Raw genomic sequence first — 22188 nt, forward strand, 5'->3', positions numbered from 1 at the left:
GCACTCCTGAACGCATGCCCATTGGAGCCATATCATGACCACCGATCTCCTGACGCTTTTCGATGCCGACGAAGCCACGATGCGTGGGCTTGTCGCCGAGGCCTTGTCCGGCGCCGATGACGGCGAACTGTTCATCGAGCATGCGCAGGCGGAAGCGCTAACCTTCGACAATGGCCGGCTCAAGGGCGGCAGCTTCAACACCGAACAGGGTTTCGGCCTGCGCGCCGTTGCCGGCGAAGCGGTCGGCTATGCCCATGCCGGCGATCTCTCGGTGGCGGCGCTGAAGCGGGCGGCCGATGCCGTCGGCGCGGTGACGCGCGGCTATTCCGGCTCCTATGCGGCCGCACCCCAGGGCACCAACAAGAAATTCTACAGCGACGAGAACCCGATCGGCCAGCCGAGCTTCGAGGAGAAGGTCAAGGTCCTGCAGGACATCGACGCCTATCTCAGAGGCAAGGATGACAAGGTGCGCCAGGTGACGGCCTCGGTCGCCGCAAGCTGGCAGGTCGTCGATATCCTGCGCGCCGACGGACACCGTGTGCGCGACATCAGGCCGATGACGCGCATCAACATTTCGGTGATGGTCGGCGAAGGCGATCGGCAGGAGAGCGGCTCCTATGGCCACGGCGGGCGCATCGGCTTCGGCGATTTCATCGCCGAGGGCAGCTGGCAATACGGCGCCGACGAGGCGCTGCGCCAGGCGCTCGTCAATCTCGAGGCGATCGATGCGCCGGCGGGCACGATGGACGTGGTGCTCGGCTCCGGCTGGCCGGGCGTGATGCTGCACGAGGCTGTTGGTCACGGGCTGGAAGGCGATTTCAACCGCAAGAAAACCTCGGCCTTTGCCGGCCTTCTCGGCCAGATGGTCGCCGCTCCCGGCGTCACCGTCGTCGACGACGGCACGATCGACAATCGCCGCGGCTCGATCACCATCGATGACGAGGGCACGCCGTCCGCCTACAACGTGCTGATCGAAAACGGCAAGCTCGTCGGCTATATGCAGGATCGGCAGAATGCCCGGCTGATGGGCATGGCGCCGACCGGCAACGGCCGCCGCCAGGGCTATTCCCATGTGCCGATGCCGCGCATGACCAACACCTACATGCTCGGCGGCGACAAGACGCCCGAGGAGATCATCGCCTCGGTGAAGAAGGGCATCTATGCCGTCTCCTTCGGCGGCGGCCAGGTGGACATCACCTCCGGCAAGTTCGTCTTCGGCTGCACCGAGGCCTATCTGATCGAGAACGGCAAGGTCGGCGCGCCGATCAAGGGCGCGATGCTGATCGGCAACGGCCCGGATGCGATGAAGCGGGTGTCGATGATCGGCAATGACATGAAGCTCGATACCGGCATCGGCAATTGCGGCAAGGCCGGCCAATGGGTTCCCGTCGGTGTCGGCCAACCGCATCTGCGCATGGATCAAGTGACGGTCGGCGGCACGCAGACCTGAGGCGAAAGGACCCGTCATGGCGGACGTCGAAATCAGAACCTTCACCGCCGATGACGCCGATGCCGTGCTTTCGGTGATCCTGCCGATCCAGCGCGAGGAATTCGGCATCGATATCACCGTGGATGCGCAACCGGATCTCCGGGTCATCCCGGATTTCTATCAGTCCGGCAAGGGGCAGTTCTGGGTCGCCGTCAAGGACGGCGCCATCGTCGGCACGGTCGGGCTCAAGGATATCGGCAACAACCAGGCGGCGCTGCGCAAAATGTTCGTTGCCGCTGCGGTTCGCGGCTCCGAGCATGGCGTGGCAGCGCTGCTTCTCGATCGGCTGTTTGCCCATGCCAGGGATGCCGGCCTCACCGATATCTTCCTCGGCACGACCGACAAGTTCGTCGCCGCCCATCGCTTTTACGAGAAGAACGGCTTTAGCGAGATTGCCAAGAGCGCCCTGCCCCGCGCCTTCCCGCTGATGGCTGTGGACAGCAAATTCTACCGTTATAAGGTCGGCTGAAGGCTGCAAGTCACAGGTTTTGTTGATAGATTCATGCCTACGGGAACGAGTTTCTGAAACAGGAGACCGTTCATATTGTGTCAAAATCGATGCCGGACGCATGTCCATAAATCGTGAAAAACTCGTCACTTTCAACAAAGGGGATGCGCAGCCGTCTGAGCAAGGAGCGCAGTTGATCCGAGCAATCGTCAATAACCGGCGGGAGCAACCGTCCCACGTGGCGCTGATATCTTGGAGCGACCTTGATCCACTCTACGCGAACTCCCAATGCAGCCTCGGGTGTTGAAGCCCAATCGCCCCGGTATGTGGGAGCCGGTTCAATGGTGGACGGACTTGGCTCGTTCTCGTCGAGCACCTTGAGTTGATATGCAGGCGGAAACGGGAGTTCCTCTACTCCTGCACAGAGCTCCCGCCATTTCGAGTCGTTCATATGCGAAGCCAGTCCTCGCTCGGTCAGGAGCTTACGTATTTTCCGATCCACAGTAGCTCCTCAAATTTTCTGCCAAGCTGCTATGAAAACGAGTGACATCGAACGACTTTATGTGGCGCGCTTCAGGTCGCATGCATCAGCTCTTCGGCACCTCCGCCGGCCGAAACAGCCACTTCCGTTCGATCGCGGCGGCAAGATCGAGATCGTTGTGGCGGGCAAACAGCAGAAGATGGCCGAGAACGTCGGCGGTCTCGTCGGCGAGGTCGCGCTGCATGTCTTCAGGCGAGCGGCCCTTCGCACGGCCGCGGCCGGTCAGCCGGTTCCATGCCTGGGTCAGTTCACCCATTTCCTCCTGCAGCTTCAGCAGGAACCAGTCGGCATCACGCTCGATGTTGTTGGCAGCGACGTGAACAGAGGATGAGATTTCGAACTGGTCGGCAAGACGACGCAACATGGGCGTTCTCCTTTTGTTTATGGAGGAGGCGCTGATTCCCGATGCTTGTCCAGAGTGAATTGCCGCAGTGCCGGGGCGGCAATCAGCCGTGGTCCGGCAGCAGCATGCAGTCATAGGAGCGCTGCTTCAGCGCATCGCAGGCCGAGACAGCGTCATCCCTGCTGGCGAAACCGATGAAGCGGGCGCGATAGATCTTGTTGGCCCCCTGCCCGACCGCCTCGGTATAGGGCGAGGCGGACACCAGCGGTGCGCCGCCTTCCGACTTCGCCTGGGCGAGAAGTGCACGCGCCGCATCGGCACTCGGTGCGGCCGAGATCTGGATCTGCCAGTCGCCATTGGTCTTCTCTGCCGATGTCTTCGGCGTCTTGCCGGCGTTGAGGATCTCGTCCATCGCGACGGGACGCTCCAGCGGCACGACGGCGTCATCGGCATAGGCAAGGCTCTTTGCTGCGAGATCGTCGACTTGCCGCGGTGCGTTGAGCGGCACCGGAACATCGGAAGCCTCGGCGGCGGACGCGACTTCGACGGGTTCCCTCGCGCCGACGCTCGCCACCAGCTTTGCGCCGCCGGAAGACGAGGCGCGGCCGAGATAACGGTCGAGCAAACCAGCCATCTTGGCGTCGCGGCTGCGGGCAGTGCGGCCGCCAAGCACGACGCCGACCACGCGGCGGTTGCCGTCTCTGACGGCGCTGACGAGGTTGAAGCCGGAAGCGTTGGTATAGCCGGTCTTGATGCCGTCCATGCCCTGGTAGCGATACATGAGATTGTTGTGGCCGCGCACGGTGCGGCCGCGGAAATTGAAACTTGCCGCCGAAAACAGCCGGTATTCGTTCGGATAATTCTTCATCAATGCGATGGCGAGCGTCGACATGTCACGCGCCGTCGTGACCTGACGGCCGTCCGGCAGGCCGGAGGCGTTGACGAAGACGGTGCGGCTCATGCCGAGCTGGCGGGCTTTGGCCGTCATCACCCGGGCAAAGCCGCTTTCCGAGCCGGCGAGCTTCTCGCCCATGGCGGAGGCGGCATCATTGGCGGATTTGACGATCATGCCATAGACCGCCTCGCGCACGGTGATCGTGCCGCCCGCCTTGACGCCAAGCTTGGTCGGCGGCCGTGCAGCGGCGTATTTCGACATCCGGATCGGGGTGTCCCAGGTGATCTTGCCGCGCTTCAACGCCTCGAAGGTGAGATAGAGCGTCATCATCTTCGTCAGCGAGGCCGGATGGTTCAGCGTATCGGCGTTTTCGGAGGCGAGAACCTTGCCGGTCCGGGCATCGAGGATCAGCGAAGCGTTGCCGGCAAGGGCCGCAAGCGGCGCCGAAACGGCAAGCGTTACGGTCAAAACAGCCGCCAAAAGCTTTCTCATGCACTTTCCCCTCATACCCTGGCCCCTCATACGCTGGTCCCTGATGCGCAGCCCTTGATGCGGGCTCTCGGTCAGACCGGCATTTGTGCCGTAATGTGACAGAAGCCGTAAGTTTGGCGCGACTTTGAGGCAACGCCTATTATTTTTCTAGTCTTTTCATCGTCTTGGTAAACAGGAAATGAAAGACCCGTGCCGGATCGGGATTCAGCAAGGCTTAAGTCGCACTTGCTAGTTTCCGGAAAAGGCAAGGGAAAAGCGCCGCATGACGGGACAATTGAAGCGATTGGGCAAGCGACTGGCGATCGGCGCCGGGCTCGAATTTTCCTGGCTGCTCGCCTCGGTTGGACTGATGCGGCAAGCACGCGGGCGCGGCGTCGTCTTCACGCTGCATCATGTCCGCCCGCACGTGGCCCAGGCTTTCGAGCCGAATGCGCATCTCGAAATCACCCCCCGTTTTCTCGACGCGGCGCTGCGGCGGCTGCGGCGGGAGGGCTACCGCTTCGTGCCGCTCGATCAGGTGCCGGCGCTGCTGGCGGAGCCCGAGGGCGCAAAGCCCTTCGCGGCCTTCACGCTCGACGACGGATACAGCAACAATCTGGAACATGCGCTGCCGGTGTTCGAGCGGCATCAGGCGCCGTTCACGGTGTTCGTCGCCAAGGGTTTTGCCGAAGGCTCTCACAGCATCTGGTGGGAAACGCTCGCCATCCTCCTGCGCCGACCAAGCGAAATCTATTTCGATTTCGGCCGCGGCAGGGAGCGGCTGGTGCTCGACAGCCCGCAGCAGCAATGGCATGCCTTTGACCGCTTTGCCGCCTACATCCACGGCTCCGACGAGGCGCGCGCCGTTGCCGCCATTGATCTGCTGGCGCGCGAAAACGGCATCGAGCCGACGGATATCGTCCGCGAGCTGGTGATGGGGCCTGGCGAATTGCAATGGCTGGCGGCACATCCGCTCGCAACGCTCGGAGCGCATACGATCAGCCATCGGGCGCTGGCCCGGCTGCCGGAAGCCGAAGCGCGAATCGAAATGCAGGTTTCGGCGGATTACGTCGAAGCAGTGACCGGTATCCGTCCCGAGACGATCGCCTATCCCTATGGCACGCCGGAGGCGGCGACCGCCCGCGAGGCACGCATCGCTCGCAATCTCGGCTTTACCCTCGCCGTCACCACGCAGCCCGGGCTGCCGTCAGCGCAATTGACCGGCTATCTCCCACGCATTTCGCTTAACGGCTTCTACCAGAAGCGACGCTACGTCTCGGCGCTCGCCTCCGGCATACCGCTGAAGCTGATGGGCAGGTAAAGCCCTTACGGATACATCCGCACCTTGTCCCATTCGCCTTCCGGTGACGGGCGGCGGAACTCGACGCGGTCATGCAGGCGGAATTTCTGATCCTTCCAGAATTCGATCGAGGTCGGGCGGATACGGAAGCCCGACCAGTGGGCCGGGCGCGGAATCTCGCCGATGGCATAGCGCGCGGTATATTCGGCCACGGCCTTTTCCAGCGCGAAACGGCTTTCGAGCGGGCGGGATTGTCTGGAGGCCCAGGCGCCGATGCGGCTGCCGCGCGCCCGCGTCTTGAAATATGCGTCCGCTTCGGCATCGGTGACGATCTCGACCGGGCCGCGCAGCCTTACCTGACGACGCAGGCTTTTCCAGTGAAAGCACATGGCCGCCTTTTTCTGGCCCAGAATTTCGCGGCCTTTCTGGCTCTCGAAATTGGTGTAAAAGACGAAACCGTCGTCGTCGAATCCCTTCAGGAGAACCATGCGGACATTGGGAAGACCATCCTCATCGACCGTTGCCAGCGCCACCGCATTGGGGTCGTTGGGCTCGGAAACCTCGGCTTCTTTCAGCCATTCGGCAAAGAGCTTGAAGGGCTCGCCACTTTCGGTAAAGTCACCGCTTGTTAACTCGTTTGCCGACATATTGGTTCAAATGCCCCGGATTATTCAAAACTCGCCCAGCTTTTGATAACTGGACAGGATGCAGGGTGGAAGTCATAGCAAAGTCATCTCGCCATACAAAGGGCCTGCGGCGACGCAGCCGCGCGTTCTTCGTCATCGGCGTCGCGATCTTGTCGCTGTCCGGCTGCGTCGGCGGCGGCATGGATTTCCTGAGTGAAGCCAAGGTCGACCGGTCGGTGGCAACCGGCACCGTGCCGCAGACACCGCCGAGTACCGACACGCTTTCCGACGAAATGACCGTGCGCAACGCCGTGACCTCGGCCGATGTGCAAAGGCTCGAGGGCCAGCCGCTTCCCTGGGCGAACGCATCGACCGGCAGTGCCGGCGTCATCGATACGATCGTCGAGAATAATGAGTCCGGCCAGGTCTGCCGCCAGTTCCGCACGACCCGGCATTCCTATGTCGGCATCGCCAAATTCTTCGGCAAGACCTGCCTCGTCGGCGGCGGCAACTGGCAGCTTCTGAGCTTCCAGCCGGAAAGCTGATCCAGTGGGAAAGCTGAGCCTCCTGAGCTGAACTCAAAGTATACAGCGTCCCTTTGCGCGTTCGAAAAGACGCGGGGCCGTCGCCAACAGGTTAATGTGCGACGGCTTTCTGCCCAATGATTAGCGAAGAGCTAACCATTCGCCGCGAAACACCCCACATCTCTCCACAGAAATAACAAGTGATTAGCAACTCCGCCGCAGGATCGGCGTTGAGAGTGGTTCTTCCTGCCTTCGTGGCGGGTGGCGCACACACGTTTTATTAGACGGGGATGCCGGGCAAGGACGAGGCTTGCCGCATCGCAACACCGGCGGTTTTGACATGCGCGATCCTTATAAAATTCTGGGCGTCAAGCGCGACGCGGCAGTAGACGAGATCAAGGCGGCTTGGCGCAACATGGCCAAATCAGCCCATCCCGACCACAATCAGGACGATCCGACAGCGACGGCTCGGTTCGCCGAGATCGGCCGCGCCTACGAAACGCTGAAGGATCCGCGCAAACGCAGCCTGTTCGACAACGCCCTGCGGATGGCCGAAGCCAAGAAGCACGAACAGACGATCATGCAGCAGCGCCAGGCCGCCCGCGAGGCGGCCGTGCGCGCCAAGGCGGCGCAGGCCAATGCCGAGCGCGTGATGGAAGAGCTGGCGCGCGCCGCCCAGAAGGCTGCCGCCGACGGCTCCAGGCAACAGACAGGCTCCGCTGAGGCCGCCGACGAGATGGTGGATCGCATTTTTGGCGCCCAGGCGCGCGCGGCCGGCGGCGGCCAGGCGCAGGGTCGCGCCCAGCAGGCGCAATATCAGCAGGCACAAAACGCACAGGGCGACGCCGGCAGGCGCATGGATGGCGATGCCGCCGAGCCCGACACCAAGGGCGACGAAGAAGCGGGCGAAGTTGGGCAAAATGCCGCCAACCTGTCGCTGCCGCTCAGCATCCTGACAAACCTGGTGCGCCGCTTCACCGGCGCCAAGGATACCGGCCTCGATAAAGCACCGGACGAGGTGACGACGGCGACGGTCACGATCGACGACGTGTTGAAGAGCGGCTGGATCACCGCGTCGTTGCCGGAGGGCCGCGAAATCGGCTTCGCCTTGCCCGCAGGCACGACCGACGGTCACGAGATCAGGCTCAAGGGACAGGGCTTCAAGCTGCCTGGCATGCAGCGCGGCGACGCTGTCATCAACATTCGCATCGCACCCGATCCGCGCTTCACGGTCGATGGTTTCGATCTGCACGCCGTGCTGCCGCTCAGCATCGAAAATGCCGTGCTCGGCACCGAGGCGCGTATCGAAGGGCCGAGCGGGCCGCTGAACGTGACGATCCCCGCATGGTCCGGCTCGGACAAGACAATTAGAATTCCCGGCCAGGGATTGCCCCGCGAAGAGGGCGGCAAAGGCGATCTCGTCGTCGAATTGCGCATTATCCTGTGGGAAAAACCCGACGACAAAATCACCGATCTCATGCGGAGCATGCGCGAAGGCCTGTTCCTGTGAAATTTTTATGACATTCGCACCCTTTATTACGATCCCTAACAGTTGATGATCCAGGCCAAGCTTGAACCGATTAACGGCCTATGCCATAGGCAGGATCGATTAGAATCCTAGGGAGCGAAATATGGCTCAAGCATCCGGCCTCATGGCAGGCAAACGCGGCGTCATCATGGGTGTCGCCAACAATCGTTCGATTGCGTGGGGTATTGCCAAGGCCATTCATGCGCAGGGCGGAGAAGTTGCGTTCACCTATCAGGGCGATGCGCTGAAGAAGCGCGTCGAGCCGCTCGCCGCCGAAATCGGCGCGACGCTCGTCGGCCACTGTGACGTCGCCGACGAAGCCACCATCGATGAGGTTTTCGGGAACGTCGAAAAGCTGTGGGGCAAGATCGATTTCCTCGTGCATGCGATCGGCTTTTCCGACAAGGACGAGCTGACCGGCCGCTACGTCGATACCTCGGCCGACAACTTCACCAAGACGATGCAGATCTCCGTCTATTCCTTCACCTCGGTCGCACGCCGCGCCGAGAAGCTGATGACGGATGGCGGCGCCATGCTGACGCTGACCTATTACGGCGCCGAAAAGGTGATGCCGAACTATAACGTCATGGGTGTCGCCAAGGCCGCGCTCGAAGCGAGCGTCAAGTATCTGGCCGTCGACCTCGGGCCGCAGAACATCCGCGTCAACGCGGTTTCGGCCGGACCGATCAAGACGCTTGCCGCCTCCGGCATCGGCGATTTCCGCTACATTCTGAAGTGGAACGAATATAACGCGCCGCTGCGCCGCACCGTCACCATCGAAGAGGTCGGCGATGTCGGCCTCTATCTCCTGTCGGATCTGTCGCGCTCCGTCACCGGCGAAGTGCACCATGCCGACAGCGGCTATCATGTCATCGGCATGAAGGCGGTCGACGCGCCCGACATTTCCGTCGTCAAGGACTGATTTCTCCATAGGGATGCGAGACCGTGCTTATCTACGTGATCAGACACGGCCAGACTGACTGGAATGCGGAGCGCCGTCTGCAGGGTCAGAAGGATATCCCGATGAATGCCACGGGCCTGGAACAGGCCCGGCAGAATGGCGTCGCGCTGGCGGAGATTCTCGGCGACACGGTCGACGAATTCGATTTTGTCGCAAGCCCGCTCCAGCGCACGCGCGCGACGATGGAAATCATGCGCACCGCCATGGGCCTGCCGCCGCTTGCCTATCGCACCGATCCGAGGCTGGTGGAAATTTCCTTCGGCGACTGGGAGGGTTCGACGATCAAGGAGTTGAAGGCGACGCAGCGCGAGCGGGTGGCGGAACGCAACGCTTCGAAATGGGATTTCATCCCGCCCGGCGATGACGCGGAAAGCTACGAAATCCTCTCCTGGCGCACCGGCTCATGGCTAAACTCCGTCGATCGTCCGACGGTCTGCGTGACCCATGGCGGCGTCATCCGCACATTGTTCCAGACGATCGCCGACCTGCCGAAAAGCACTGCTGCGGAAGGTGCGATCCCGCAGGACCGGATTATCCGGATCGAAACCACTGAGCGGACGATCGCCTGGCTGTAGGGATTGCCAAGCCCGCCCCTCATCCGCCTGCCGGCACCTTTGCCTGGGTCGAGACGAGTGGCTCGACCCCGGTAAGGTGAGAGGCAGCCATCTGCTGCCTATTTGACGATATCGAGATCGTTGATGACGCGCTTGCCGTCGACCTCGGTATAGAAGACGATCACCTTCACGCCGGCTTCGAGGCCGTCGAAATTGAATTCCTCGGGTGCCTGATAGGTCTTGCCGTCGTCGAGCGTCAGGACAAGGTTGGCCGTGTCGACCTTCTTGATCGTCGCTTCGACATCGGCGCTCTCGGCAAAACCGCTCATCGGTGACAGGAAGCTTGCTGTTGCCAAAAGCGTGGCGACGACGAAACGCATGGCGACAATCCTTTTAAGACGCTGCACGAGAACATGACTGGCCACAGATAAGCTCCTGAATATGGCGAAAATTGCCCGTAAGAATGGCTTTTCCCGCCCAATTGATGAATAGGATTTTAAATATAATCAAGATGGTGCGTTAATCCGCGGTTTTTCCCTTCCCGCGATCTTTCGTCATCGCCGGCGGGCAATCGTAAATTAACCCGCGCGCCCTACAGTTGCTCGTCAACATGGGGGTTTCATTTTGTTATCCAGGCTCAGCGACAGCAAGCAGTTGCGGCGCGTGTTGAAGAATAGCCGCGTCTCGTTTCTGGTTTCGTCGCTTGTCGCCCTCGTCGTCATCATGGTCGGCTTCGGGCTCGACCAGGCCAATACTGCGTCTCATGTGCGCGAACTTCATATCCGCACCGAAAACGAGACGAACCTCATCCGTGCCCGCGTCATGGCCGAGATCAATATGGACCTCAGCGTCGTGCGCGACCTGACGAACCTGATCTCCGTCAGCGCGGCAAACGGAGAGGAGATGGAGCGCCAGATCAACTGGCTGCTGATCCAGAACCCGTCTTTCATTCATATCGCCGTCGCGCCTGATTTCATCATCCGTGACATCCACCCGGCGCAATCCGGCAATGAGCGGATCGGCCGCGACGTGCGCGAGGCTCTCTTCTTTCGCCAGGCGATGACCGGCGCAACCGGCAATCAGTCGGCGCGCTTCTACGGCCCGATCAGCACCGAAGGCCGGGACGCCTTTGCCATCTTCTTCCCGGTTTACGTCAAGGAGAATGGCCAGCGGCGGATCTGGGGGGCGGTCGAAGTCGCCATCGACCAGACGATGTTCTACCAGGCGACCGGGCTGATGCCGGCGCGCGACCGCGAAAACCAGGAGCGCTATCCGCATCTCGGCCATCTTTCGATCGCCATTCGCGATATCGGCTCGCCGGCCGCCGCCAAAGCTCCTCCCCCGGCGCCGTTCTTCGGGTCCTCCGATATCGACGGCAAGGATCCGATGCGCCAGAAGATCGGTTTTGCCGGCGGCAAGTGGGAGCTTTCCGCCGTGCCGAACAGCGGCTGGAACGCGATACCCGAAAACCGCACCGAGCTGCGCCTGATCATCGTTGCCGCCGGCTTCATCATCATCGTGCCGATCTTCTTCGCGACCCTGCTGCTCGGCGAGCGCAATCGCAACATCACCGCGCTGGAGACGCGCGAGGCAAAACTGCTGGAACTGTCGCAGCGGCTGAACCTGGCGCTAGAATCTTCGAATATCGGCATCTGGGAGCTGCAGGATGATTCGAGCAGCCTGCTCTGGGACGCACGCGCCGCGGCCCTGCACGGCAAGCCGGCGCAGGAAGGCAGCCGGGCGCTCGACGAATGGCTGGCGGCGGTCCTGCCCGAGGATCGTGAAACCGCCGAAGTGCATTTCTTCAGCTGCAGCATTGCGGGTGCCGCCTGCACGGCGCAGTACCGGATCCTGCTTGGCGATGGCGGCATCCGGCACCTGCGCTCGGTCGGCGCCTTCTATACGGATGCCGGCGGCGTCAGCAAGACGATCGGCATCGTCTGGGACGTGACCGCCGACGCGGTGACCACCGACACGCTGCGCAAGGCCAAGGATATGAGCGAGGTCAAGAATGCCGAGCTGGAGCTGGCGCTTGAAGAGCTGTCGAGCCGCGAGGGGCAGCTCGCCGAGCTTTCCAGCCGGCTCGACCTGGCGCTCAATTCCTATCAGTGCGGCATATGGGAGGCGCGGCCGGGCCGAGGCGGCTCGATCTGGAACGAGCGGATGCACGAGCTCTATGGCCTTGCGCCGCGCAACGGCTTCATGACCGAAGAGACCTGGCTTGGCTGCATCCACCCCGAGGATCGGGCTTTAGCGCTCGAAAGCGCGCGCCACTTCAAGCGCAATGGCGACACGCACACCCTCGTCTGCCGGGTGATCGTCGACGACGGCTCGGTGCGCTATGTGCGCTCGGTCGGCAAGGTCCACCAGACGGGGACCGGCGAGATGAAGATCATGGGCATCGCCTTCGACGCCACCGAAGACGTGCTGATGACGATCCGGCTGAAGGCGGCCAAGGACGAGGCAGTCGCCAAGAATATCGAGCTCGAGCTTGTCAAGAACAGGATCGAGCACAATTCGCTGCATGACCCGCTGACCGCACTCGCCAACCGCCGCAAGCTCGACATCGCGCTTGAAAAGCTCACCCAGGACGGCCGTCAGCAGCGGCAGAAATTCTCGATCCTGCATATCGATCTCGACCGCTTCAAGGACATCAACGACACGCTCGGCCATGCCGCCGGCGATGCGATGCTGGTGCACGCCTCGAAGGTGCTCGCCAAGAACGTCCGCGGCAGCGACATCGTCGCCCGCATCGGCGGCGACGAATTCGTCATCCTCGCCCTCGACGTCGGCGACAAGGAGATGGCGCAGCTTTCGACGCGGATCATCGAGGAGATGCGCCAGCCGATCGATTTCCAGGGTTTTTCCTGCCGCTGCGGCGTGTCGATCGGTATCGCGCTCGCCAATGGCATCCATGTCGATGCGCGCAAGGTGCTGATCAATGCCGACATCGCGCTCTATCGCGCCAAGAGCATGGGCCGTAACCGCTTCGAATTCTTCAACCACAATCTCCAGGCCGATATCATCAACACCAAGCGCACCGCTGACGAGATTCTCGCCGGCATCGACAATGGCGAATTCACCGCCTGGTATCAGCCGCAATTCTGCGCCCGGACGATGGAGCTGACCGGTGTCGAGGCGCTGGTCCGCTGGCAGCACCCGTCCAAGGGGCTGCTCACCCCCGACAAGTTCCTGCGCATCGCCGACGAGATCAATGTCGTGCAGATGCTCGATCGGATCGTGCTTGAAACGGCGCTGCGCGACAAGATGCGCTGGACGGCGCGCGGCATTGCCGTGCCCAAGGTCTCGGTCAATGTATCGGCGCGGCGGCTGCATGACGGCAGCCTGTTGGAATCGCTCGCCGATCTGCATATCCGTCCGGGCGAGATTTCCTTCGAACTGGTGGAATCGATCTTCCTCGACGAGAGCGAGGACGTCGTCTCGCAGAATCTCGAGCGCATCAAGGCGCTCGGCATCGATATCGAGATCGACGATTTCGGCACCGGCCATACCTCGATCGTCAGTCTGTTGAAGCTGAAGCCGAAGCGGCTGAAGATCGACCGCCAGCTGGTGCAGCCGATCGTCAATGCCTCGCAGGAGCGCGCGCTCGTCAGCTCGATCATCGAGATCGCCCGCTCGCTCGGCGTCGAGACGGTGGCCGAAGGGGTGGAGACGGCAGACCATGCCGCACTGCTGCGCGATCTCGGCTGCGACATCCTGCAAGGCTATGCCTTCTCGCGGCCGCTCTCCTTCGACGATTTCACCGCGGAAGCGACCGGAACGGGGTGGCGGCTGGCGTCCTGATCGCCGCCTGCCGATCGGCCTCGCCTTGCCCCCTCCCCGCCTGCGTAGAGAGAGTGGCGGCACAATGCGCCACCCATCCCTGGCAACGAACGGAAACAGCATTTCCTGAGCTGCCGGTTTGGCGCAAAGAAAGGCTTTTGCCTCGGCGGTTTTTTGGCCTATGAGTGTCGCGCCTTTTCAAGCAATGGCGCGACCGGCAGCGATCGGCTTTGGCGCGCCACCGTGGGAACACATGTCGCACAATACATTCGGTCACCTCTTCCGCGTAACCACCTGGGGCGAAAGCCATGGTCCGGCGCTCGGCTGCGTCGTCGACGGCTGCCCTCCGGGGCTCAGCTTCAAGCTCGAGGACCTGCAAGTCTGGCTCGACAAGCGCAAGCCCGGCCAATCCCGCTTCGTGACGCAGCGGCGCGAGGACGATCTGGTGAAGGTACTATCAGGCGTCATGCTCGACGCCGACGGCGAGACGATGACGACCACCGGCACGCCGATCTCGATGCTGATCGAAAACACCGACCAGCGCTCCAAGGATTACGGCGAGATCGCCAAGCAATACCGCCCCGGCCATGCCGATTACACCTATGACCTCAAATACGGCATTCGCGACTATCGCGGCGGCGGCCGCTCCTCGGCGCGCGAAACCGCCGCACGCGTTGCTGCCGGCGGCATCGCCCGCCTCGTCGTGCCAGGCGTCACGGTGCGCGGCGCGTTGGTGCAGATCGGCAAACATAAGATCGACCGCCGCAACTGGGACTGGGACCAGGTCGGGCAGAACCCGTTCTTCTCGCCCGATGCCGCAATCGTGCCGATCTGGGAGGAATATCTCGACGGCATCCGCAAGAACGGCTCCTCGATCGGCGCGGTTATCGAAGTGATCGCCGAAGGTGTGCCGGCCGGCCTCGGCGCGCCGATCTATGCCAAGCTCGACCAAGACATCGCCTCGCTGCTGATGTCGATCAACGCTGTCAAGGGCGTCGAGATCGGCAATGGTTTTGCCGCCGCCGAAACGTCAGGCGAAGACAATGCCGACGAGATGCGCATGGGCAATGACGGCACGCCGATCTTCCTTTCCAACAATGCCGGCGGTATTCTCGGCGGCATCTCCACCGGGCAGCCGGTGGTGGCGCGTTTTGCCGTCAAACCGACCTCGTCGATCCTGACCGAACGCCAGTCGATCGATGCGGAGGGCAAGAATGTCGATATCCGCACCAAGGGCCGGCACGACCCCTGCGTCGGCATCCGCGCCGTGCCGATCGGCGAGGCGATGGTCGCTTGCGCCATCGCCGACCATTATCTTCGCGACCGCGGCCAGACCGGCCGTCTGAAATAGGAGCGCTCGCCCATGTCTTATGACCAGAAGCGCGTCGTCGACGCCATCCGGGCCTTCGAGGCCGGCGAGATCGTCGTCGTCATGGACGACAATGACCGCGAGAACGAAGGCGACCTGATCGTTGCCGCCGTGCATTGCACGCCGGAGAAGATGGCCTTCATCGTGCGCCATACCTCCGGCATCGTCTGCGCGCCGATGCCGAAGGAAGAGGCCAAGCGCCTCAACCTCAACGCCATGGTGGCGGAAAACGATTCGGCCCATACGACGGCCTTCACCGTCTCGGTCGATTTCAAGCACGGCACGACGACCGGCATTTCCGCCGACGACCGAACGCTGACGGTGCGCAACCTTGCCAATCCGAATGTCGGCGCTTCCGATTTCGTCCGTCCCGGCCACATCTTCCCGCTGGTTTCCCGTGAAGGCGGGGTGCTGATGCGCTCCGGCCATACGGAAGCCGCCGTCGACCTCTGCAAGCTCGCCGGCCTGCCGCTGATCGGCGTCATCTCCGAGCTGGTCAACGACGACGGCACCGTGACGCGCGGCCCTGAGGTGGTCGACTTTGCCGGACAGCACGGGCTGAAGCTCGTCTCCGTCGCCGATCTCATCGCCTATCGCCAGCGCAAGGAAACACTGATCGAACTCGGCACCAGCTTCGACATCGAGACGCCGTTCGGCAAGGCCAAGGCTCATACCTATTCCCTGCCCTGGGACCCGATGCAGCATCTCGCCGTCGTCTTCGGCGACATCCGCGACGGTGTCGACATTCCGGTGCGCCTGCATCCGGAGAATGTCGCCGAGGATCTCTTCGGCAAGAACAGCCCGGTCGATTTCTACATGCAGAAGATTGCCGAGCAGGGCCGCGGCGTCATCGTCTATCTGCGCGAAGGCTCCGTCGGCGTCGGACATCACGACAACGGCCGCAAGGCCCGCAACCAGGGCCGCGAAGCCCATGCCGAAGCCCAGACCCGCGACAGCGAATGGCTGGAAATCGGCCTCGGCGCCCAGATCCTCAAAGATCTCGGCGTCAGCTCGATCAAGCTGCTCACCAGCCGCGAGCGCCACTATGTCGGCCTGGAAGGTTTCGGCATCAAGATCAGCACGACGGAGATCTGCTGAGCGGGCTTTTCCCCTTCTCCCCAGCGGGGAGAAGATGTCCGAAGGACAGATGAGGGGGAGAGCGAAGCGATGCCTTGAGTGACAAACGAAAGGCAATAGGGCGGCGCGCCCTCATCCGACCCTTCGGGCCACCTTCTCCCCGCTGGGGAGAAGGGATTATCCTCTCCAGCCGTCGAGAAACACGACCTTCTCCACACCCGCAAACCGCGCAACCCGGTCAAGCTCCGCTTCCAGTCGCTCCAGCCTCCCAGCCGAAGGTTTCACGCCCGGCTCCAGCCAGAGCCGCTTGACATCGAGCGTCGACTTTTTCCGATCCGCCTTCATGTCGATGCGGCCGATCAGCCGGTCGCCTTCGAGCAGCGGGAAGACATAGTAGCCATATTCACGCTTCGGCTCGGGCACGAAGATCTCGATGCGGTAGAAGAAGCCGAACAGGCGTTCGGTGCGGTTGCGGTCGCGGATCATCGGGTCGAAGGGGCTGAGCACGCGGATGCGCGGCGGAGCACCGGGGTAGTTGTCGAGCGTCGAGAGGAAATCGGCAAAAGCCCAGGATGGGCGCGCCTTGCCGCCGAGCGCCGGTTCGATCAGCACTTCGATCAGTTCGTCGCGATGGGCTGATACCCAGGCCTTGGCCTCATCGGGCGAGACCAGGTTCCAGAAGGCTGATATCTCGCCGTGGGTGGCGAAGCCGAGCCGGGTGAGCGCGCTGCGGCAGGCCCAGTCGACGAAGTCCTCGCGGCTCACCTCAGGCTCGCGGAACTCGCTCGGGATGACGCGCTCCGCCAGATCATAGATCTTCTGAAAGTTCGAGCGGCCGGCGATGGCGAACTTGCCGGTGTGCCAGAAATATTCGAGCGCCGTCTTGTTCGGATGCCAGTTCCACCAGCCGCCGGAAACGTGTCCATCGGCCTTGATATCGCGCGAGAGGATTGCGCCGTCGCGCTCAACGCGCTCATAGGTCTCCGCGAACGCCGCCTCGAAGCCCTCGCCGCGCCATTTGCGCCAGCGTTCGATGAGCACCTTCTCCTGATGAAGGAACTTGTGCTTCCAATAGACGAAGAAGGCGCTCGGCAGGATCGAGGCGTCATGCGTCCAGTGCTCGAACAGCGCGCCGTCCTTTTCGAGCAGCGCCGTCAGATGCTCGCGCCTGTAGGTCTGGTTGCGGGAAAACAGGATCTGATGATGGGCCCGCTCCACCGTCTGGATGCTGTCCACCTGGACGAAACCCAGTTCATGGATGAGCTGCAACAGGCCGGCTTTGGTCAAGGCGCGGTTTGGCGGGGCGCTGAGGCCCTGCTTGGCAAGAAAGACACGGCGGGCGTCGGAATTGGAAAGCAGATTCGTCATGGTCACATCATAATCCGGAAAATCTTCCTAGCCACCCGATATCGACAAGGAGATTTACTCTTTCATCACCGGGGATTCCCCGTATAGAAGCGGGATCGCGTGGATGCGAGGGATTGGTTTGGATATTCGTTTCGAAGGCGCCGGGGTTAGTTTCGGGGCACGGGTGGCGCTGCAGCCGCTGACGCTTGGCATCAGCGGAAAACGCATCGGCGTCATCGGGCTGAACGGTTCGGGCAAGACGACTTTCGCGCGGTTGATCAATGGATTGGCCAAACCGTCGGTCGGCCGCGTTACCGTCAACGGCCGCGACACGAGCGACGAAAAGACGGCTGTGGCCGATGTCGGTTTCATCTTCCAGTCGCCGCAGAACCAGATCATCCTGCCGATCGTCAAGGACGACATCGCCTTCGGGCTGAAGCGGCGCGGCTTCACCAAGGCGGAGATCGAGGCGAAGGTCGAGGGCGTGCTGGCCCGCTTCGGCGCCGAGGCACTGGCCGATCGCCGCGCGCACGAGCTTTCCGGCGGCGAATTGCAGGTGGCCGCCCTCTGCTCGGTGCTGGCGACAGGCCCCGGCATTCTTATTCTCGACGAACCGACCAACCAGCTCGACCTCAAGAACCGGGCGCTGGTCGAAGGGATTATCGCCGGACTGCCGGAAAGCGCCATCATCATCACGCATGATCTGGAGCTGATCGCCGATTTCGAGCGGGTGCTGCTGTTTCATGAAGGGCGGCTTGCCGCCGATGCGCCGGCTGCCGAAGCGATCGCCCGCTACAAGGAGATCGCCGCCTGATGCAGTCGCTCTATGTCGAAGGCAACAGCGTGATGCACCGGCTTTCGCCGCGGCTAAAACTGTTGTCGCTGACGATCTTCGGCGTGGTGCTGTTCATCAGCGGGAACCTGATCCTGCTTTCGATCGCCGTGCTGCTGACGGCGGTTCTCTACCGGATGGTCGGCTTGCCGCTTGCCGATGGGCTCAGGCGGCTGCGGCCGATCTTCCTGACGATCGCGGTCGTCGCACTCTTCAACCTCATCTTCAATCCCTGGCAGGAGGCGCTCGTGCCCCTGCTGCGGCTGACGGCGCTGATGCTGCTTGCCGCCACCGTGACGGCGACGACGTCGATCACCGAGTTCATCGACGAGGTGACGGCGCTTGCCCGCCCGCTCGAACGCACCGGCTGGGTGCAGGCCGACGATATCGGCCTGGCGCTCGGGCTGGTGCTGCGTTTCGTGCCGGAGATCGTCGGGCGTTATCAGGCGATCCGCGAGGCGCATAAGGCACGCGGGCTGAAGGTGCGGCCGACGACGCTACTTGCGCCGCTGATCATCCTGACCCTTAAGGATGCGGATAATATCGCCGCGGCGATTGACGCGCGCGGCATTCGGCGGCATGTGAGTTAACGATTGATAAACACGGAATTCATGATGAGCACTCGCGACCTCGTTCTTACCGCCCTCTTTGCCGCGATCATCGTGGCGCTTGGCCTGCTGCCGCCGATCTCGCTCGGCTTCATTCCGGTGCCGATCACCGCCCAATCCCTCGGCGTCATGATGGCCGGCGTCGTGCTCGGCGCGCGGCGCGGCGCGATTGCCGTGCTGATCGTGCTGGTGCTGGTCGCGATCGGCCTGCCGGTGCTTTCCGGCGGCCGCGGCGGGCTTGCCATCTTCGCGTCGCCGACGGCCGGCTTCCTGATCGGCTGGATCTTTGCCGCCTTCGTCACCGGCTATCTCAGCGAGCGGCTGGTCAACCATCAGCAATCCGGCCTGGTGCAGACGGTGAGCTTCTTCCTCACCGCCATGGCCGGCGGCATCGTCGTGCTCTACGCCTTCGGCATCACCTATCTCGCCACCGTCGCCGGCCTCGGCTTCACGAAAGCCTTCGTCGGCTCGATGGCCTTCATTCCCGGCGATGTGATCAAGGCTTTCGTCGCAGCCCTGCTTGGCCGCGCCGTCATGGTCGGCTATCCCCTGCTGCCGTCGCGCGCCTGACGCATAGGCCTGTCTTGTCTGGCGAATACCCCAACGGCCCCTTCGGGGGCCGTTGCGCTTCCGACCGGTCCGCATGAACGGGAACTTTCCAAACCTTCTTTTCATTTTTCCGCAATGAACGTCCTTGAAGGAGAAACCATGCAAGGCGACCAGCAGGAGGAGATGGCTGCCTGGTTCCGCTCGCTGGAGCCCGTCCAGCCGAAGGACATGGTCGGCCTTTGGAGCGGCGTCGGTATTCCGTCGGGCCATCCACTGGACGGCGTGCTCGAGAATCTCAACTGGTTTGGCAAGCGCTTCCATTCCGACATGCGGGCGGACGCCCTGCTCTTCAACTGGAGACCGGGCCGGCTCGTGGCGATCGAGCCAAATTTCTTACCCATTGGGCTGGCGATCAAGATGGCGCCCCTTGGCCGGACGTTCGTCGCCCGCCACGGGTTCACGTACCTGCAGAAGGTGCTTCGAGCGAGAGGCACGACCGCTTCGTTGCGGCTTCAGGCGCTCGACGGCATCGAAACGGCTGCGATGATCTACGACAAACAGCCGATCGTGGACTACTTCCGGAGGATTGACGATGACGGGATTGCCGGGATGATGTGCGTGCGCGACGATCCTCGGCGATTCTTCTTCGAGCTCCGGAAAGTGATGGACTAGGCATGCCGCAAATGGCCGGGCGGCCGCCTCGGGAACATCGCGGCATAGAGCCATCGAACCGTTGCCGGGCTGATCTTTCCCCGATCCAAAACAGGCGGAACATGTTATGAAAGCAGGGAAGAGGGCGAGATGACCGTCATCGATCGAAATCATGTTCAAGTCCGAGGCGATGGCCAGCGTGCGATGATCTTTTCGCATGGATTTGGCTGCGACCAGAATATGTGGCGTTTCGTGGCGCCGGCTTTTGACGGCGACTTCAAGACGGTGCTGTTCGATCACGTCGGCGCGGGGCGATCCGATCTCACGGCCTATGATGCCCGGAAATATGCATCATTAGCGGGCTATGCGGATGACCTCGTGGAAATTTGCCGCGCGCTCGGCTTGACGCAAACGGTGTTCGTTGGGCACTCCGTCAGCGCAATGATCGGCGTCATCGCCTCGCTGCAGGCACCGGAACTGTTTGACAGCCTGATCCTTGTCGGGCCGTCGCCGCGCTATATCAATGACGATGACTATATCGGCGGGTTCAGCGCGGCAGACATAGACGAACTGCTGACGTCGTTGGACGACAACCACATGGGGTGGTCTGCCGCTATGGCGCCCGTCATCATGGGCAATCCCGATCGACCAGAACTTAGCGAAGAGCTGACCAATAGCTTCTGCCGCACCGATCCTGAGATCGCCAAGGCGTTTGCACGGGTGACATTCACCTCAGACAATCGCAGCGACCTTCCGAACGTCACCGCCAGAACGCTGATCCTTCAATGCCGCGATGATATCATCGCCTCTGAAGAGGTCGGCGAATTCGTCCATCAGCAGGTCCCGAATAGTCAATTGGTCGTGCTGAACGCGAGTGGCCACTGCCCTAACCTCAGCGCTCCCGACGAGGTCATATCTGCAATCCGGCGGTTCGTGCGATGACCGGTAGCGACACGCAGATCTTCATGCCGGCGGAAGACCTTGAGGACTTGTACGAAAACGCGCCATGCGGCTATCTTTCGCTGCGGCCGGACGGGCGCATCGTCAAGGTCAACAGAACGCTGTCGACCTGGATCGGCATCCCTGTCGAGCAGCTCCTCGGCAAACGACTTCACGACCTGCTCAACACGTCGGGCCGTATATTCTACGAAACCCATTTTGCGCCTCTGCTGCGCATGCAAGGGTTTTTCAATGAGGTTGCCCTCGATCTCGTGACGGCGGACGGCAGAAAACTGCCTGTGCTCGCCAATGCCATGGAAAGACGTGCAGACGACGGTGCCCTGCTTTTCACCCGCGTGACGATGTTTCAGGCTGCCGAGCGTCGCCGTTATGAACGGGAGCTGGTCGACGCGCGCACAGCCGCCGATGCTGCCGGCGCCACGATCAAATCCAAACTCGCCTTCGAACAGCAAACCGCCGAGTTGCGGGAAGAGTTCATTGCTGTTCTCGGCCACGACCTGCGCAACCCGCTTGCCTCGATTGCAGCCGCGGCGCGCATGCTCCGAAAAGAGAAGCAGACCGATCGCGCGATTAAAGTTCTCGATTTGATGCAGGGCAGCGTCGTTCGCATGTCTGCCCTGATCGACAACGTCCTCGACTTCGCGCGCGGACGATTGGGTGGCGGCATTACGCTCGAGAGGCGGGCGGAGCATCTCGAGCCGCTCTTGCGGCAGGTCATCGAAGAACTCCGCTTCAGTCATCTCGACCGCGCAATTGAGGTGACGATCGAATTCGATGGGCCGATAAACTGCGACAGCGGCCGGATCGGCCAGCTGGTGTCCAATCTTCTGGCGAATGCCCTGACCCATGGGACACCGGACGAACCGGTGCGGCTATCGGCGGCAACTGTCGACGGAAAACTGGAGCTTTGGATCGCCAACGGCGGCGCTCCGATTTCCAGCGACGCGATGACACGGCTTTTTCAGCCTTTCTTCACAGGCGAAGCCGGCACAAGTCAAAGAGGATTGGGGCTGGGTCTGCACATCGCCTCGGAAATCGCCCGCGCCCATGGCGGGACGATCACGGTCAGTTCCGATGACAAGGAGACGCGCTTCACCTTTGTGATGCCTTTGGATTGATCGGGAACGCAGCCGCGCCGGTATGGGCCGACTGTCCGGTTGATTGCCGCCTCGGCAGCCGGGCAGCCAGGAATCCGGGCAACAAAAAACCGCCTTGAGGCGGTCGGGCATTCTATCGATTTCAGTTTGATTTAGTCTCCTCCTCCACCATCTCCGCCACCGCCGTCACAGTCGCCTGAGGCGTCGAACCAGCCTCCACCTCCATCGCCGGAGC

General features: G+C 62.2%; 22 protein-coding genes. 16 read left to right on the forward strand and 6 right to left on the reverse strand.

Going from position 1 to position 22188, the window contains the following annotated elements; all coding sequences use genetic code 11:
* The first annotated feature begins 34 nt into the window (after positions 1–34).
* Together tldD and FFM53_RS08125 are read left to right on the forward strand one after the other, a co-directional pair.
* Positions 35–1450, forward strand: a complete 1416-nt coding sequence (tldD, locus tag FFM53_RS08120) for a metalloprotease TldD (RefSeq protein ID WP_003545985.1) — start codon at positions 35–37, stop codon at positions 1448–1450.
* Between the two features lie 16 nt (positions 1451–1466).
* Complete coding sequence (locus FFM53_RS08125; protein WP_138387968.1) at positions 1467–1958, forward strand: GNAT family N-acetyltransferase; 492 nt, start codon at positions 1467–1469, stop codon at positions 1956–1958.
* Positions 1959–2028: 70 nt separating this feature from the next.
* On the opposite strand, the gene FFM53_RS08130 is transcribed toward FFM53_RS08125, so the two are convergent.
* From FFM53_RS08130 to FFM53_RS08140, 3 genes are all read right to left on the reverse strand, one after another.
* Entirely contained in the window at positions 2029–2388 is a 360-nt protein-coding gene (locus tag FFM53_RS08130) for a DUF6678 family protein (protein ID WP_138387969.1), read from the reverse strand.
* Positions 2389–2524: 136 nt separating this feature from the next.
* A complete protein-coding gene (locus FFM53_RS08135) occupies positions 2525–2842 on the reverse strand; it encodes a nucleoside triphosphate pyrophosphohydrolase family protein (protein WP_064650537.1) in 318 nt (105 codons plus the stop codon).
* Positions 2843–2924: 82 nt separating this feature from the next.
* On the reverse strand, positions 2925–4208 hold the full coding sequence (locus FFM53_RS08140) for a D-alanyl-D-alanine carboxypeptidase family protein (protein ID WP_138387970.1): 1284 nt from the start codon (positions 4206–4208) through the stop codon (positions 2925–2927).
* Between the two features lie 262 nt (positions 4209–4470).
* On the opposite strand from FFM53_RS08140, the gene FFM53_RS08145 reads away from it, so the two are divergent.
* Entirely contained in the window at positions 4471–5508 is a 1038-nt protein-coding gene (locus FFM53_RS08145; protein ID WP_138387971.1) for a polysaccharide deacetylase family protein, read from the forward strand.
* A 5-nt stretch (positions 5509–5513) separates the two neighbouring features.
* Here FFM53_RS08145 and pdxH read toward each other — a convergent pair whose 3' ends face one another.
* On the reverse strand, positions 5514–6134 hold the full coding sequence (gene pdxH / locus FFM53_RS08150; protein WP_011650750.1) for a pyridoxamine 5'-phosphate oxidase: 621 nt from the start codon (positions 6132–6134) through the stop codon (positions 5514–5516).
* A 65-nt stretch (positions 6135–6199) separates the two neighbouring features.
* Between pdxH and FFM53_RS08155 the strand changes: the two genes are divergently transcribed.
* From FFM53_RS08155 to FFM53_RS08170, 4 genes are all read left to right on the forward strand, one after another.
* Positions 6200–6658, forward strand: coding sequence for an RT0821/Lpp0805 family surface protein (locus FFM53_RS08155; protein WP_138328821.1), 459 nt, complete (start codon positions 6200–6202; stop codon positions 6656–6658).
* Between the two features lie 289 nt (positions 6659–6947).
* A complete protein-coding gene (locus FFM53_RS08160; protein WP_173883560.1) occupies positions 6948–8147 on the forward strand; it encodes a DnaJ C-terminal domain-containing protein in 1200 nt (399 codons plus the stop codon).
* 121 nt (positions 8148–8268) lie between these two features.
* Entirely contained in the window at positions 8269–9087 is an 819-nt protein-coding gene (fabI, locus tag FFM53_RS08165; RefSeq protein ID WP_138328822.1) for an enoyl-ACP reductase FabI, read from the forward strand.
* A 23-nt stretch (positions 9088–9110) separates the two neighbouring features.
* Complete coding sequence (locus tag FFM53_RS08170; RefSeq protein ID WP_138328823.1) at positions 9111–9701, forward strand: histidine phosphatase family protein; 591 nt, start codon at positions 9111–9113, stop codon at positions 9699–9701.
* Positions 9702–9799: 98 nt separating this feature from the next.
* Here the strand turns inward: FFM53_RS08170 and FFM53_RS08175 are convergent, their stop codons facing one another.
* Entirely contained in the window at positions 9800–10060 is a 261-nt protein-coding gene (locus FFM53_RS08175; protein WP_003569889.1) for a DUF1344 domain-containing protein, read from the reverse strand.
* A gap of 244 nt (positions 10061–10304) precedes the next feature.
* On the opposite strand from FFM53_RS08175, the gene FFM53_RS08180 reads away from it, so the two are divergent.
* The 3 genes from FFM53_RS08180 to ribB all read left to right on the forward strand — a co-directional run bounded on the left by FFM53_RS08180 (position 10305) and on the right by ribB (position 15930).
* Positions 10305–13484 carry a bifunctional diguanylate cyclase/phosphodiesterase gene (locus FFM53_RS08180; RefSeq protein ID WP_138387973.1) on the forward strand — a complete coding sequence of 1060 codons (3180 nt, stop codon included), beginning with the start codon at positions 10305–10307 and terminating at the stop codon, positions 13482–13484.
* 232 nt (positions 13485–13716) lie between these two features.
* Positions 13717–14814, forward strand: a complete 1098-nt coding sequence (gene aroC, locus FFM53_RS08185) for a chorismate synthase (RefSeq protein WP_138387974.1) — start codon at positions 13717–13719, stop codon at positions 14812–14814.
* A gap of 12 nt (positions 14815–14826) precedes the next feature.
* Positions 14827–15930: a 3,4-dihydroxy-2-butanone-4-phosphate synthase gene (ribB, locus tag FFM53_RS08190; protein ID WP_075224728.1), complete on the forward strand. Its 1104-nt coding sequence runs from the start codon at positions 14827–14829 to the stop codon at positions 15928–15930.
* Between the two features lie 156 nt (positions 15931–16086).
* Here ribB and FFM53_RS08195 read toward each other — a convergent pair whose 3' ends face one another.
* Complete coding sequence (locus tag FFM53_RS08195) at positions 16087–17277, reverse strand: winged helix-turn-helix domain-containing protein (RefSeq protein WP_138387975.1); 1191 nt, start codon at positions 17275–17277, stop codon at positions 16087–16089.
* Positions 17278–17395: 118 nt separating this feature from the next.
* On the opposite strand from FFM53_RS08195, the gene FFM53_RS08200 reads away from it, so the two are divergent.
* From FFM53_RS08200 to FFM53_RS08225, 6 genes are all read left to right on the forward strand, one after another.
* Entirely contained in the window at positions 17396–18070 is a 675-nt protein-coding gene (locus FFM53_RS08200) for an energy-coupling factor ABC transporter ATP-binding protein (protein ID WP_138328828.1), read from the forward strand.
* The gene (locus tag FFM53_RS08205; RefSeq protein WP_138387976.1) at positions 18070–18678 is read left to right on the forward strand and encodes an energy-coupling factor transporter transmembrane component T family protein; all 609 of its coding nucleotides are present in this window, start codon (positions 18070–18072) and stop codon (positions 18676–18678) included. The genes FFM53_RS08200 and FFM53_RS08205 overlap by 1 nt, the downstream gene beginning before the upstream one ends.
* 24 nt (positions 18679–18702) lie before the next feature.
* Positions 18703–19266: a biotin transporter BioY gene (locus FFM53_RS08210; RefSeq protein WP_012756299.1), complete on the forward strand. Its 564-nt coding sequence runs from the start codon at positions 18703–18705 to the stop codon at positions 19264–19266.
* 114 nt (positions 19267–19380) lie between these two features.
* Positions 19381–19917 (forward strand): GXWXG domain-containing protein, encoded by a 537-nt coding sequence (locus FFM53_RS08215; protein WP_138387977.1) that lies wholly within the window; start codon positions 19381–19383, stop codon positions 19915–19917.
* Between the two features lie 129 nt (positions 19918–20046).
* Positions 20047–20838 carry an alpha/beta fold hydrolase gene (locus tag FFM53_RS08220; protein WP_138387978.1) on the forward strand — a complete coding sequence of 264 codons (792 nt, stop codon included), beginning with the start codon at positions 20047–20049 and terminating at the stop codon, positions 20836–20838.
* Positions 20835–21974: a PAS domain-containing sensor histidine kinase gene (locus FFM53_RS08225; protein WP_138387979.1), complete on the forward strand. Its 1140-nt coding sequence runs from the start codon at positions 20835–20837 to the stop codon at positions 21972–21974. The genes FFM53_RS08220 and FFM53_RS08225 overlap by 4 nt, the downstream gene beginning before the upstream one ends.
* The last annotated feature ends 214 nt before the right edge of the window (positions 21975–22188 follow it).

Source organism: Rhizobium indicum (assembly GCF_005862305.2).
Lineage (GTDB): Bacteria > Pseudomonadota > Alphaproteobacteria > Rhizobiales > Rhizobiaceae > Rhizobium > Rhizobium indicum.

What these genes read in the sequence shown, in the direction of transcription:
- tldD (WP_003545985.1), top strand. Translation starts at nt 35, where the DNA reads ATGACCACCGATCTCCTGACGCTTTTCGATGCCGACGAAGCCACGATG.
- FFM53_RS08125 (WP_138387968.1), top strand. Translation starts at nt 1,467, where the DNA reads ATGGCGGACGTCGAAATCAGAACCTTCACCGCCGATGACGCCGATGCC.
- FFM53_RS08130 (WP_138387969.1), bottom strand. Translation starts at nt 2,388, where the DNA reads ATGAACGACTCGAAATGGCGGGAGCTCTGTGCAGGAGTAGAGGAACTC.
- FFM53_RS08135 (WP_064650537.1), bottom strand. Translation starts at nt 2,842, where the DNA reads ATGTTGCGTCGTCTTGCCGACCAGTTCGAAATCTCATCCTCTGTTCAC.
- FFM53_RS08140 (WP_138387970.1), bottom strand. Translation starts at nt 4,208, where the DNA reads ATGAGAAAGCTTTTGGCGGCTGTTTTGACCGTAACGCTTGCCGTTTCG.
- FFM53_RS08145 (WP_138387971.1), top strand. Translation starts at nt 4,471, where the DNA reads ATGACGGGACAATTGAAGCGATTGGGCAAGCGACTGGCGATCGGCGCC.
- pdxH (WP_011650750.1), bottom strand. Translation starts at nt 6,134, where the DNA reads ATGTCGGCAAACGAGTTAACAAGCGGTGACTTTACCGAAAGTGGCGAG.
- fabI (WP_138328822.1), top strand. Translation starts at nt 8,269, where the DNA reads ATGGCTCAAGCATCCGGCCTCATGGCAGGCAAACGCGGCGTCATCATG.
- FFM53_RS08175 (WP_003569889.1), bottom strand. Translation starts at nt 10,060, where the DNA reads ATGCGTTTCGTCGTCGCCACGCTTTTGGCAACAGCAAGCTTCCTGTCA.
- aroC (WP_138387974.1), top strand. Translation starts at nt 13,717, where the DNA reads ATGTCGCACAATACATTCGGTCACCTCTTCCGCGTAACCACCTGGGGC.
- ribB (WP_075224728.1), top strand. Translation starts at nt 14,827, where the DNA reads ATGTCTTATGACCAGAAGCGCGTCGTCGACGCCATCCGGGCCTTCGAG.
- FFM53_RS08195 (WP_138387975.1), bottom strand. Translation starts at nt 17,277, where the DNA reads ATGACGAATCTGCTTTCCAATTCCGACGCCCGCCGTGTCTTTCTTGCC.
- FFM53_RS08205 (WP_138387976.1), top strand. Translation starts at nt 18,070, where the DNA reads ATGCAGTCGCTCTATGTCGAAGGCAACAGCGTGATGCACCGGCTTTCG.
- FFM53_RS08210 (WP_012756299.1), top strand. Translation starts at nt 18,703, where the DNA reads ATGAGCACTCGCGACCTCGTTCTTACCGCCCTCTTTGCCGCGATCATC.
- FFM53_RS08215 (WP_138387977.1), top strand. Translation starts at nt 19,381, where the DNA reads ATGAACGTCCTTGAAGGAGAAACCATGCAAGGCGACCAGCAGGAGGAG.
- FFM53_RS08220 (WP_138387978.1), top strand. Translation starts at nt 20,047, where the DNA reads ATGACCGTCATCGATCGAAATCATGTTCAAGTCCGAGGCGATGGCCAG.
- FFM53_RS08225 (WP_138387979.1), top strand. Translation starts at nt 20,835, where the DNA reads ATGACCGGTAGCGACACGCAGATCTTCATGCCGGCGGAAGACCTTGAG.